The organism is Cupriavidus sp. 86D6 (assembly GCF_057815095.1).
The window spans coordinates 40,332-53,120 of sequence record NZ_JBYPSB010000010.1; the positions used below are offsets into that span (position 1 = coordinate 40,332).

At 68.8% G+C, this 12,789-nt stretch carries 11 protein-coding genes; 2 read left to right on the forward strand and 9 right to left on the reverse strand.

Going from position 1 to position 12,789, the window contains the following annotated elements; all coding sequences use genetic code 11:
* Nucleotides 1-2: 2 nt before the first annotated feature.
* The 4 genes from AC3G88_RS20505 to AC3G88_RS20520 form a co-directional block, all read right to left on the reverse strand.
* Complete coding sequence (locus tag AC3G88_RS20505; protein ID WP_488773833.1) at nucleotides 3-1,253, reverse strand: SfnB family sulfur acquisition oxidoreductase; 1,251 nt, start codon at nucleotides 1,251-1,253, stop codon at nucleotides 3-5.
* A 1-nt stretch (nucleotide 1,254) separates the two neighbouring features.
* Entirely contained in the window at nucleotides 1,255-2,523 is a 1,269-nt protein-coding gene (locus AC3G88_RS20510; RefSeq protein WP_488773832.1) for an SfnB family sulfur acquisition oxidoreductase, read from the reverse strand.
* A 238-nt stretch (nucleotides 2,524-2,761) separates the two neighbouring features.
* Nucleotides 2,762-2,905, reverse strand: a complete 144-nt coding sequence (locus tag AC3G88_RS20515) for a MarR family transcriptional regulator (protein ID WP_228770844.1) — start codon at nucleotides 2,903-2,905, stop codon at nucleotides 2,762-2,764.
* A gap of 10 nt (nucleotides 2,906-2,915) precedes the next feature.
* A complete protein-coding gene (locus tag AC3G88_RS20520) occupies nucleotides 2,916-3,968 on the reverse strand; it encodes an alpha/beta fold hydrolase (RefSeq protein ID WP_488773831.1) in 1,053 nt (350 codons plus the stop codon).
* Between the two features lie 397 nt (nucleotides 3,969-4,365).
* Between AC3G88_RS20520 and AC3G88_RS20525 the strand changes: the two genes are divergently transcribed.
* Both AC3G88_RS20525 and AC3G88_RS20530 read left to right on the forward strand, forming a co-directional pair.
* A complete protein-coding gene (locus AC3G88_RS20525; RefSeq protein WP_153947029.1) occupies nucleotides 4,366-4,605 on the forward strand; it encodes a hypothetical protein in 240 nt (79 codons plus the stop codon).
* Between the two features lie 263 nt (nucleotides 4,606-4,868).
* The gene (locus AC3G88_RS20530; RefSeq protein WP_488773830.1) at nucleotides 4,869-5,561 is read left to right on the forward strand and encodes a response regulator transcription factor; all 693 of its coding nucleotides are present in this window, start codon (nucleotides 4,869-4,871) and stop codon (nucleotides 5,559-5,561) included.
* 27 nt (nucleotides 5,562-5,588) lie between these two features.
* Here the strand turns inward: AC3G88_RS20530 and AC3G88_RS20535 are convergent, their stop codons facing one another.
* From AC3G88_RS20535 to poxB, 5 genes are all read right to left on the reverse strand, one after another.
* Nucleotides 5,589-6,755, reverse strand: a complete 1,167-nt coding sequence (locus AC3G88_RS20535; protein ID WP_488773829.1) for an FAD binding domain-containing protein — start codon at nucleotides 6,753-6,755, stop codon at nucleotides 5,589-5,591.
* 58 nt (nucleotides 6,756-6,813) lie between these two features.
* Nucleotides 6,814-9,087, reverse strand: a complete 2,274-nt coding sequence (locus tag AC3G88_RS20540) for a xanthine dehydrogenase family protein molybdopterin-binding subunit (RefSeq protein ID WP_488893822.1) — start codon at nucleotides 9,085-9,087, stop codon at nucleotides 6,814-6,816.
* Complete coding sequence (locus tag AC3G88_RS20545; protein WP_488773828.1) at nucleotides 9,087-9,575, reverse strand: (2Fe-2S)-binding protein; 489 nt, start codon at nucleotides 9,573-9,575, stop codon at nucleotides 9,087-9,089. Before AC3G88_RS20545 ends, AC3G88_RS20540 begins: the two co-directional genes overlap by 1 nt.
* A complete protein-coding gene (locus tag AC3G88_RS20550) occupies nucleotides 9,572-10,804 on the reverse strand; it encodes a cytochrome c (protein WP_488773827.1) in 1,233 nt (410 codons plus the stop codon). The genes AC3G88_RS20545 and AC3G88_RS20550 overlap by 4 nt, the downstream gene beginning before the upstream one ends.
* Before the next feature lie 251 nt (nucleotides 10,805-11,055).
* On the reverse strand, nucleotides 11,056-12,789 hold the full coding sequence (gene poxB / locus AC3G88_RS20555) for a ubiquinone-dependent pyruvate dehydrogenase (RefSeq protein ID WP_488773826.1): 1,734 nt from the start codon (nucleotides 12,787-12,789) through the stop codon (nucleotides 11,056-11,058).

Below are 12,789 nucleotides of genomic sequence, written 5' to 3' on the forward strand. Positions count from 1 at the left end.
CATCAGATGGCTCCATGCCGGGGCGGCAGCGTGTCGTTCAAGTGGAAGTTGCCGATGGCGTGGTATTTCCAGCGTACCGGGTCGTGCAGCGTATGCGTGCGGGCGTTGCGCCAGAAGCGGTCCAGCCCCTGGTTGTCGAGGGTGGCCGATGTGCCGCCGAGCTCGAACAGCCGCGTGCCCGCCAGCAGCGACGCGGTGGTGGTCGATGCGCGGGCGGCAGCCACTGCCAGCGATGCCTGCGCCACGCTTTGCTCGTCGGGCGCCGCCTGGGCGGCATTGGTGGCGCGGCCGGCCCGGCGCACCAGGGCTTCGGCCGCCCGCAGCCTGACCTGGACGTCGCCAACATGATGGATGGTCAACGGGTCCTGCGATGCGCTCGCCACGCCCGCATCGATCCACGGCCGCGCGTGGTCGCGCACATACGGCAGCGTGGCGGCAAACGCGCCCCGTCCGATACCCAGATCGATGGCCGCGTGCAGCAACTGGGCGAACGGGCCAATCGTCGTGGGCCGCTCGAACGATGCGAGGAAGGGCACCACCCAGTCGCCGTCGATCCGCACATTGTCGAAGGTGACCGACCCGCTGCCGGTCACGCGCTGGCCGAAGCCGTCCCAGTCGTCGGTGATGCTGACGCCCTCGGCCGTGCGGGGGACAAAGGCCAGCCATGTCACGTCGCGGCCGTCTTCCTGGGTCACCACCAGCGTGGGAATCCAGTGCGCATACAGTGCGCCGGTGCAGTAGAACTTCTGGCCGTCCACCCGGAAGCCGTCGCCATCGCGCGTCAGCCGGGTGCGTCTCCTGAAATCCTTGTGGCCGATTTCGGCCAGCGCATTGCCGAAACGGTCGCCAGCCAGCGCGCGCTGGTAAAAGAAGGCCTGCTGGGCAGGCGTGCCGCCTACGCGCAATACCTCCAGCGCGTAGAAATGGTTCTGCGGGATCTGCCCGAGCGATCCGTCCGCCGCGGCGATGATGGCAATGACCTCCGCCAGCGTCACACTGGAAACCCCCGCACCGCCGTGCGCGCGGGGTACGGTGATGCCCCACAGGCCGCTGGCGCTGAAGGCGTCCAGTTCGTCCCACGGCAACAGGCGCTCGCGGTCCCGTCTGGCGGCGCCGGGCGCGAATTGCGCGGCCAGCCGGTGCGCGATCGCAATGGCCTCGGCATCGTCCGCAACGACATGGGGCGCGGCGGTGGGCGCGGCGGCGGGGGCCACCCGGCCATCTGCGGGGGGCGGGGTCAGTAGCAACGACATGTCAGTTCCAGGAATGCCGCTTGGGCAGCGCGTTGTTCAGGTGATAGTTGCCGATCAGATGCAGCTTCCAGCGCACCGGGTCGTGCAGCGTGTGAGTGCGGGCATTGCGCCAGTGGCGGTCAAGGTTGTGTCTCGCCCGCGTGGCCGACGAACCGGCCAGCTCGAACAGCTTCTCGCTCGCATGGAGCGCGGCCTCGGTGGTCAGAACCTTGGCTTCGGCCACGGCAACCGACGCGCGGGCGCTCGATGCGTCGGTGAGCGGCTGTGCGGCGATCTCGTCCAGCGTGAGCCCGGCTTCGCGCAGCACGGCGCGGGCGCCTTCGATGTCGATGGCCAGCCGGCCGACGTCTGCGATCAGGTGGGGATCATCGCTGGCGCGTGCCACGCCGGCATCGACCCAGGGGCGGGCGTGTTCACGCACGAAGGCCACCGCATCGTCAAAGGCCGCCTGGGCGATACCCAGGTCGATGGCGGCCTGGATCAGTTGCGAGTTGGGGCCATAGAGCCCGGGCTTGCCGGCAAGTTGCCAGAGCGGGATCACGTCATCGGGCGCGATGGATACCTGGTCGAATACCACGGTGCCGCTGGCGGTGGTGCGCTGGCCGAAGGACGACCAGTCGTCGATCACGGTCAGGCCGGCGGCGTCGCGCGGCACCCAGACCTGCACGGGGCGGTCATCGTCGTCCAGCGCGCGCGTCGGCACGCGATGCGCGTACAACGCCCCCGTCGAGTAGTAACGCTTGCCGCTGAGCCGCAACCCCTGGGCTGTCCGCTGCAGGCGCGTGGTGCCGTCGAGGATGGTGCGGCTGCCCGCCGAACGCCGCTCGGGGCCGGCATTGCCAAGCCGCTGGCCGGCCAGTACTTCGGCATAAAAGCGTCGCTGCTGCGCATCGGTCCCGGCTTCACGCAGTACGCCAAGCAGGCCAAAGTGATTTTGCGGGATCTGGCCCAGCGACGCGTCGGCCGCGCTGAGGATTGCGAAGACCTCGGCCAGCGTCGCGAACGACACGTCGGCGCCGCCATGGGCCTTGGGCACCGTGATGCCGCCCAGACCGCTCTCGGACCACAGATCCAGCTCGTCCCACGGCAGCACACGTTCACGATCGCGGGCCGATGCACCCTGTCGATAGATGCCGGCCAGCGTATGCGCGGCTTCGATGGCTTCGGCGTCGGTGCGGATGCGTCGCACGCGGGACGGGTCGGGCAGGCGCGGCTCGCGCCGGCCTGTGGTGGCGGGCGCCACCGCGTGAATGTCGGAAAGGTCGGTCATGGCGTATCGATGGAATGCGCGGCGCGGGCTGGCGGACCGCCCGCCCTGTGCGGTGTCATCAGCCAGGGCCCCGGCGCGGCATGGTTCCGACACCATACTGCGGCGGGTCCGGTACACGAACGACGCGTTTTTTCTATCCAAACGCGACCGGAGCGCATAAGGCCATGCGCATTCCGTCGATGGGCGGCAATGCCGCGCGCAGGGTGGCCGGCCTGGTGGCGCGGCTGCGCCGTCCGCGCTAGCCCTTGCGCCGGCGGCCTGGCGCATCCACCCGATACTGGCCGGGCATGCCCTTCCAGGCGCAGCGGTCGCCACCGCCACCCAGTTCGCACGCCAGCGCCGACAGCATCATGGTGGCCAGTATCAGCAGTCGATGCAGCATGGTGGCCCGGTTACTTGCGGTCGATGTCGAGCACGGCCTGTGCAAACGCCGTGGGCGCTTCCTGCGGCAGGTTGTGGCCGATGCCGCCCGTGATGTCGCGATGCTCGTAGCGCCCCGTGAACTTGCTCTTGTAGGCGCTGGGCGCCGGGTGCGGCGCACCGTTGGCGTCGCCTTCCATCGTGATGGTGGGCACGCCGATGGTGGGCCCCGTGGCGAGCTTCTTCTCGATGTCGTCGAACTTCGACTCGCCCTCGACCAGGCCCATGCGCCAGCGGTAGTTGTGAATCGTGATGGCCACATGGTCGGCGTTGTCCAGCGACACGGCGCTGCGCGCGAACGTGGCGTCATCGAACTTCCACTGCGGCGACGCGAGCTTCCAGATCAGCTTGGCAAAGTCATGCGTGTACTTCGTGTAGCCCGCCGCGCCGCGGTCCGTGGCGAAGTAGAACTGATACCACCATTGCAGTTCGGCCTCGGGCGGCAGTGGCAGCTTGCCGGCAGCCTGGCTGCCGATCAGGTAGCCGCTGACCGAGACCAGGCCACGGCAGCGGTCGGGCCACAGCGCGGCCATGATGTCGGCGGTGCGGGCGCCCCAGTCGAAGCCGGCCACGACGGCGGTGCGGATCTTGAGTGCGTCCATCAGCGCAATCATGTCGACCGCGATGGCCGACGGCTGGCCGTTGCGCTTGGTCTCCGGCGACAGGAACGTGGTGGTGCCGTAGCCGCGCAGGTGCGGGATGATCACGCGGTAGCCACGCTGTGCCAGCAGGGGCGCGACATCGACGAAGGCGTGAATGTCGTACGGCCAGCCGTGCAGGAGCAGGGCCACCGGGCCGTCGGCCGGGCCCAGTTCGGCATAGCCGACGTTGAGCACGCCGGCGTTGACCTGATTGATGGTGGCGAACGACGTATGCGTGCCGGGCGTGACCGGCGCCAGTGGCGCGGCCTTCGACACGCCCGACTGCGCGTGCGCGGACCCAATCACGCCAAGCTGGGCGGCAGCCAGCGCCAGGCCGGCGGTGCCAAGAAAGTTGCGGCGCGGCAAATCGATGGTCTTGCTCATGTTTTCTCCTTTGCGTCTGACGCTAGCGTTCTACTTCGAGGGTGGCTTGTATTTCGCTTCTATCGGGCCGAAGCGCCCTCCCACATCGCGATGCCGAAGGGCTCGGTAGGGGCCTTCGACGGACGTCCCGTGCTGGAGGGTTGGCACGAGTCTAGGGAGGTGCCGCAAGCCGCATGTGTCGGCCTGCCCCGTTTTTGTATCGCTGTGTATGCAGACCCGGGCCGCTCGATATGCGGATACAAATCCGCCGCTCAAATCCGCGCCCATACGTCTTTGGTATGACCCCGGCATGCCGATGCGCTACGGCTGTCGGACCAACGGGCAATGCACACCGGGGCCGGGCATGCCTACCATGTGCGCACGGGGCACGCGGGTGTTGGCCCTGGGGAGAGACATCATGGATCAAGCCAATGGGCTCGAACTGGTCCGGCTGCGCGCGGCGGCGTCCGCGCTGAGCCAGGACGCACGGCTGTGGCGCTGGTTTTCCGACCAGATGGAAGAGCACCGGCTCATTTGCGAACGCAACCGGGACTGGTGGCATATCACCGTCGCCGGGCGCGAACTGGCCTGCGACCGATCCTTCGATGTCGCCGTGCGCGCGGCCTACGCGCTGAGCCGCGCGCTGGAAGCCGTGTAGCCGTCGTTGCAGGGGCGCCATGGGGCCCCTCTGCGGCGCCAGCACCACACAGTCGTTTGCAATTTCATCGAAAGCGTCGATAATTCCGCTTCGCGTTGGGCGGGCCGACGTCGATATCGCGCCGTTTCCCGGCAATTTCATCGAATCCTTGTGCATCTTCGGTCATCCGGCTGGGGCACGGTCCGTTCTGCTGCGTCACGCGCAGCGCCTGGGGTCGCCCCCGCAAGCCCCGGGCAGAACGTCCATGCATAGTGAGAACCACGATGAACAGCAGTGCCGCCTTGATGCGGGAACCGACCGACGACGGTGTCGTACTGGTCGTCGATGACGACCTCGACGTGCGGCGCGCCCTCTCGGGGCTGTTCCGCTCGGTCGGGCTCGCCAGCGAGTCCTTTAGCTCGGGCGAGGAACTGCTGGCCCACGAATTTCCGGACCAACCCACCTGCATCGTGCTCGATGTGCGCCTGCGCGGCGCCAGCGGGCTGGACCTGCAGGGTCATCTCAACCGCGCCGGCAAGAGCGCGTCGATCGTGTTCATCTCGGGCTACGGCGACGTGCCGATGACCGTGGCCGCCATGAAGGCGGGCGCCGTCAATTTCATTGCCAAGCCGTTCCGCGAACAGGATCTGCTCGATGCCGTCAACGAGGCATTGCAGCGCGACCGCGACCGCCGCCAGGCCAGCTCGCAGACCCAGTTGCTGCGGGAGCGCCTCGATACCCTGACCGGCCGCGAGCGCGAAGTCATGAAGCTGCTGGTCCACGGCCTGATGAACAAGGAAGTGGCGGACGAACTCGGCATCAGCCAGGCCACCGTCAAGATCTACCGCGGGCAGGCCATGCGCAAGATGCAGGCGCGAACCTTTGCCGAACTGATTCTGATGGCCCAGGCACTGGGCATGGTGACGCCGGGCACAGGCCCCGGCGGCGACGGCGGCCCCGACGCCGACGCGGACTGACGGGCGAGTCATGGCGGCCAGCACCGTTCAGGCGGGCTGCGCCGCGCCCATGATCCGCTGACCCAGTGCGATCCCCCACTTGACCAGGCGCCGGTCGGCCGGCAGCTGGTCCTGTTCCCATGCAGCCAGCGCCGCGTCGATACCGTCCGCACCCTCCGCCTTGTCAACGGCGCGCCCCTGCAGCGCCCGCGCCAGCGCCACGGCGTTGGCCGCGGCCTTGCCGGCCCCGGCGCCGGTGTGCGGGCGCGCCACGAACGCCGCGTCGCCCAGCAGCACCACGCGCCCGAACACCATGCGCGGGACCTCGTAGTCGTGAATCAGCTGCAGGAACGGATCGGGCGTGGCGGTGACCAGCCCCGCCAGCGCGGGCGCCAGCACATCCAGCGCGCCCATCTGGAGGTTGCGTATCTCGGCGTCGCGCATGGCGCCGGGCGGCAGGGAATAGTTGTGGCGCTGGCCCACGCGGTCCTGCAGCAGCGCATCGAGTTCCGGCCCCTGCGCGATCTTGCGATACCAGACCCAGTTCTGCCGGCGCTCGCCGGGCCGCACGCTGCCGTCTTCGCCCGGAATCCGGTACGACAGGAACTGGTGCGCCCGGCCGTCCTGGAACACGAAGCTGTTGCGCAGCAACGGCTCGCTGACGCTCGGGAGCGCCGTTTCGGACAGAACGCCGCGCCACGCCGCATATCCGGCGTAGGTGGGCCGGGCACCGGGCAGAAGCTGTGCGCGCACCGCCGACAGTGGGCCGTCGGCGCCAATCAGCAGGTCGCCTTCTTCGGCGTGGCCCGACGCGAAGCGCGCCGTTACCCGGCTGCCATGCTGCGCGAACGCCGTGAAGGTTTCGCCGGCACGCAGCGTGGCGGGGTCCACGGCGCGGCGCAAGCGCAGGTAGAGGCCGTTCCAGGCGATCTGGGTCTGCGGCATGTACGCGCGTCGCTCGGCGCCGTTCCGGTCCACGAACACGCGGTCGCGCGACGGCACGCCGAAATCGGCGCCCGGATCGATTCCGGCGAAGTCGAGCGCGTCGATAACCGCTGGCTGCAGCACCAGGCCGCCGCCACGGCTGTCCAGTTCCTGGGGAGACCGCTCGAAGACGACGACGTCCCAGCCGGCTGCCCGCAGGCAGACGGCGCTGAACAGGCCGCCAAGCGAGCCGCCGATGACGAGGGCGCGGGGGCGTGGTGGTGTGCGCATGGTTGACTCCGGGTGGAAACGAGATATGTGAAATGGGGACGGGGGACGGGAAAGCGGCTCAGGGCGCAATCAGGTGGCGCAGCCGCTCGCCGGCCAGCGGCATGTCGCGCAGGCGCTGGCCCGTGGCATCGAACAGGGCATTGCCGATGGCGCCGGCGGTCGGGCCCATTGCCGCTTCGGCCACACCCAGGAACGGGGTGCCGGGGCGATCCACCAGATGCACGCGCACCTGCGCGGGTACCGCGGAAAAGCGCAGGATCGGATAGCTGCCCCAGTCGAAGCTGCGCACGCCATTGGCGTCGAAGCGCAGTTGCTCGTAGAGCGTCCAGCTGGCCGATTGCAGGATGCCGCCCTCGATCTGGTTGCGCACGCCATCGGGATTGACGATCTGTCCACAGTCCACCGCCACGTCGGCGTGTGTCAGCCGAACTTGGCCCGTATCGCGTTCCACGGCCACTTCCACCGCCATCGCCACGTAGGCCATCAGGTTCTTGTACTTGCCGAAGGCGAAACCCACGCCGTGTCCGGGCTTGCGCTGGCGGCGCGGCCAACCGAACCGCTGTGCCGCCAGACGGATCACGTCGAGCGCGCGGGGGTCGTCCATGTGGCGGATGCGGAATGCCACCGGGTCGGTGTCCGCCGCACGTGCCAGGTCGTCCATGAAGGTCTCGATGGTGAACACGTTCATGTGCGCGCCCAGCGACCGCATGGCCGACGTGCGTAGCGGCATGGTCGGCGAGAAGTTGTTGACGATATGGCTCGCGGGCAGCCGGTAGAGCGGAATCGCGTTGCGGTCGCCGCCGCCCTCGGGTTGCAGCATCGGCGTGGACGGCGCCGGCTTGAACGGCCGCGCGAGCTGCGTGGCAGGCAGCAGCCGGCCGGCGTTGACCACCCGTTCGTTGTGGGAACTGCTCCACAGCGCATAGTCCCAATCGACGATCGTGCCGTCGGCCGACAGCGATGCCTTGACGTGCGTGACCATGGCCGGTGTGAAGTGGTCCCACATGTGTTCCTGGTCGCGCATCCATTGCACGCGCACCGGGCGCCCCGGCAGGGCGCGGGCCAGCAGCGCGGCGTGCGCGGCCACGTCGTCGGCGCCGTTGTGGCCATAGCAGCCCGAGCCCTCCACATGCACGCAGCGGACGGCATCCTTGGGCAGCGACAGCATCTCGGCCAGGCCGTCGCGCAGCGGGTAGACCCCCTGCGAATGGGTCCAGACGGTCAGTTTGCCGTCCTGCAGATGACCCACCGCGCACGACGGGCCGATCGATCCGTGCATCAGGTAGCGTTTCGTGCAGGTGGCCTCCAGTGTCTTCGCCGCCGGCGGCATCGGCGCCCTGGTGTCCGCAATCACGATGCGCTCCGTGGCGATCTGGCGCAACTGCGCCGCCACCTGGTCTGGCTGGGGCAGGGCGCGGCCCTTGCCCCAGCGGCACCCGGCCGACAGCGCGCGCTGGGCCTGCACCGCCTGCCATTCGCGCTGGGCCACCACGGCCAGCATGCTGCCGTCGCGCACGATGGCGATAAAGCCGGGCGTGGCGCGCGCGCCGGCTTCGTCCACGGACAGCAGCGGCGCCTCGTAGGCCGGCGGCAGGACCACGCGGGCATGCACCATGCCAGGCATCTTCAGGTCCTGCACGTAGCTGGGTCCACCGGTTACCTTGCCGGGGATATCCAGGCGCGGCATGGCGGTGCCGATCACGGTGAACGATGCCGGATCGCGTAGCGGCGACGTCGGCGTGGCCATCGTGTGCAGGTTCACATGCGGCAGCAGTTCGGCAAACGTGACCGAACGGCCATCGCGGGCCGCGATGCGCGCGTCGCGCGCGGTCAGCGTGGCCGGGTCCGCGCGCAGCACGCGCGCGGCGGCATCGGTCATCAGGCCGCGTACCTGGGCTGCGGCATGCAGCAGCGCGCTGCCGCTGTCGGCCATCGTATGGCTGCCGGCGGTCAGTCCTTCGTCCGGCAGCCGCACGGTGTCGGCCGTCAGGAACGTGATGCGGCGCGGATCGATCTGCAGTTCCTCGGCGGCCACCTGCAGCAGCGCGGTGCGAATACCGGTACCGAGTTCGACCTTGCCCGTATGGACGGTGACGGCGTTGTCAGGTGCCACGCGGATCCAGGCGTCCAGATACGGGTTGGTCTTCAGGCTGCCGGGCAGCTTTTCGAGCCCCTTGCCCACGTGAATGGCCGCGCCTTCGTCGGCCAGCACCATCTGCGCCAGCGCCTGCCTGCCCGGCAGTAGCGAGAAGCCCACCAGCAGCGAGCCGGACACCATGAAGGCGCGCCGGCCCGGATTGGCCACGTTCGCGATGTCGTCTACGGGATCCATCATGCGGCCTCCGTGGCGGGTTTGATGCCGGTCTTGCCGGCATCCGCCACTGCGCGAATGGCTGCGAGGATGCGCATATGCGTGCCGCAACGGCACAGGTTGGGCTCCATGTGCGCGCGGATCTCGGCATCGTCCGGATGCGGGTTGCGATCGAGCAGCGCCTGGGCGCGCATGATCATCCCGGCGATGCAATAGCCGCATTGCGCCGCCTGGTGATCGATGAACGCCTGCTGCAGCGCGCCGGGCTTGCGCGCGCTGCCAAGGCCCTCGATGGTCCGCACCGGGCGCTTGCCCACGGCCGACACCGGCAGCAGGCACGAGAAAGTCGGCTGGCCATCGACGATCACGGTACAGGCGCCGCATTGGCCCAGGCCGCAGCCGAACTTCGCGCCGTTGAGCCGCAGGTCTTCGCGCAAGGCATAGAGCAGCGGCGTGGCGGGATCGATGTCGAGGGAATGGGTGGTGCCGTTGACGGTGAGCTGGATCATTGCGGGGCATCTCCCTTGCGGATGTCGGTAACGGCCTGCGCAACGTCGTTCCACGGCGGCAGGCGGGAATAGGTGGCCCGCAGATAGACGGTCAGGTCCGCGATCTGGCGATCATCCAGGGCCTGGTGGAACGCGGGCATGAAGTGCAGGGCGTCCTCGCCTTCCCATGGCACGCCTTGCAGGATCATCTGGATGGCGTTGCGCGGCGTGGTGGCATGGATGGCGCTGCTGGTGGCCAGGCTTGGCCGGTCGCCGAATTGCTGCATGGGCGACCGATCGCCGTGGCACGACGCACAGGCGCCGGCAAACAGCACCTGGCCACGCTGGACGGCCTGCGTATCGACGGGTGCGCTGCCGGGGCCGGCCTGCCGGGGGGCGGGTTTGCGCAGGCCCAGCAGATAGGCGGCAATGGCTTCGGCATCGGCCTGCGGCACGGTGCCCAGTTCGCGGGTCACGGGCAGCATCGGCCCGGCCGCGGCCCCATGTGCCGACGAGACACCGGTGCGCAGGTAGGTCACCAGTTCCGGCGCTGTCCACGGCACGGGGCCATGCGCCAGGGCGGCCAGCGACGGTGCCTCCCAGCCGTCGATCACCCCGCCTTCGAACGCCTGGCTCCATTTCTCCCCGCCGATCAGGTTCAGCGGCGTGTGGCACGCAGCACAGTGGCCGGGGCCGTCAACCAGGTACCGCCCGAGGTTCCATTGCGCGCTGCGCGAGGTATCGGGGGCCTGCGGGCCGGGCCGCAGGAACAGCACGTTCCAGAACGCCACCAGCGGGCGGAAATTCAGCGGGAACACCAGCGCGTTGGCTGGCGTGCGGGCCTGTACCGGATCGCGCCGCATCAGGTACGCGTAGGCCGCCGCGATATCGTCGTCCGACATGCGCGTGAAATGGATATACGGAAAGGCCGGGTAGAGCTGGTGCCCATCGCGGGCGATACCACGGCGCATGGCGCGCGTGAATGCCTCGGGCGACCAGTTGCCGATGCCCGTTTCCGGGTCGGGCGTGATGTTGGTGGAGTAGATCGTGCCAAACGGCGTGGCCAGCGGCAGGCCGCCCGCAAACGGCTTGCCGCCCCTGGCGGTGTGGCATACCGCGCAATCACCCTGTGCCACCACCTGGGCGCCGCGCAGCACGCGTTGCCGGTCGAACGATGCCGGAGCCGGTGGTGCCACCGGCGCGATAGCCGGCTCCCACATCAGGTACGCGGCCATTGCGATGGCCAGCATGGCGGCAATGAGGAGGATGGATAACCATCGGCGTGGCAACGGCATCTGGGGGCTCCCGTGGATTCCTGTGTCTTGTTGACAGGCATCGTAGAAGTCAGGGCAGGGTGGCTTCAATTGCCGCGTGGTCGGTGACGCGCTAAACGAAGGTATGAGATGGGAGCGGTCAGGCGTGTGGTGGCGGGCGCAATGGCTGACTCCCCTCGGCCGTGTGGGCGAGGGGAGTCAGCCAGGTCAGGCGCGGCAGCGGGCGCCTAGCGCAGCAGGTTGGTTTTCGCCAGTTCGACCAGTTCGTCGGCGCGGCCGTTCATGACGGCCTTCAGCGCCCACAGGCTGAAACCCTTGACCTGTTCCGCCTTGAGCGCGGGCGGCATGGCCAGCTCCTGGGTGTTGGTCACGACGTCGAGCAGGGCCGGCCCATCGTGCGCCAGCATCGACGCAACGGCATCCGGCAATAGCCGCGGGTCTTCCACGCGCTGCGCGTGCACGCCCACCGCGCGAGCCATGGCAGCGAAATCCGGGTTCTGCAGCGAGGTGCCGCTCTCCAGAAAGCCCGATGCCTTCATCTCCAGCGCCACGAAGCCCAGCACGCTGTTGTTGAAGATCACCACCTTGACCGGCAGCCCCTGCTGCACGAGCGTGAGGAAGTCGCCCATCAGCATGGCAAAGCCACCGTCGCCGGACAGGCTCACCACCTGCCTGTCGGGGAAGGCGGCCTGCGCGCCGATGGCCTGCGGCAGCGCGTTGGCCATCGACCCGTGCGCCAGCGATCCGATCAGCCGGCGCCGGCCATTCATGTGCAGGTAGCGTGCCGCCCAGATGGTGGGCGTGCCCACGTCGAACGTGAAGATCGCATCGTCGGCGGCCTGCTCGCTGACCAGCCGGGCCAGGTATTGCGGATGGATCGGGCGCCGGCCGCTGTCGCCGGTGGCCAGGTCGTCCAGCTGCTTGCGTGCGTCGCGGTAGTGGCGCACGCTCGCATCGAGGAAGGCGGTGTCGGCCTGCGGGGTCAGGCGTGGCTGCAGCGCGTCGAGCGTGGCGGCCACATCGCCCACGAGGCCGAGATCCAGCCGCGTGCGACGCCCCAGGTTTTCCGGCCGTACGTCGATCTGCACCACGCGGGCTCGTTCGGGATAGAACTGGCGATACGGGAAGTCGGTGCCCAGCATGACCAGCGTGTCGCAGTTTTGCATGGCGTGGTAGCCGGAACTGAAGCCGATCAGCCCCGTCATGCCCACGTCGTAGGGGTTGTCGTATTCGATGAATTCCTTGCCGCCCAGCGCGTGCACCACCGGCGCCTTCAGTGTCTCGGCCAGCCGCACCACCTGGTCGTGCGCGCCGGCGCAACCGCGCCCGCACAGCAGCGTGGTGCGCTGGCCGCCACGCAGCAGTTCGGCCAGTGCGTCCAGCGAAGCGGCGTCGGGCACCACCACGGGCGCGGGCAGCGTCATCGACGCCGGTGCGGATATCCCTGCCGTCGCAACGGCCCGCAGCGCCACGTCACCGGGAATGACGATGACCGCCACGCCCCGACGCCCCACGGCCGCGCGAATCGCGGTCTCGAGCACGCCGGGCAGCTGCTCCACGCTGGACACCAGTTCGCAATAGTGGCTGCATTCGCGGAACAGCTGCTCGGGATGCGTTTCCTGGAAATAGTTGCGGCCGATCTCGGCGCTTGGAATGTGTGCGGCAATGGCCAGCACCGGCACGCGTGAGCGATGGCAATCGAACAGCCCGTTGATCAGGTGCAGGTTGCCCGGCCCGCAGCTGCCGGCGCACACGGCAAGGTTGCCGGTCAGGTGCGCTTCCGCGCCGGCCGCGAAGGCAGCGGTTTCCTCGTGCCGGGTGTGGATCCAGTCGATGTCGCCGCGCTGGCGCAGCGATTCGGTCAGTCCGTTGAGGCTGTCGCCAACGACGCCGAAGATGCGGCGAACGCCGGCGCCGTGCAGCACCGAGGTGATCAGATCGGCTGCATTTTCCGTGGCCAT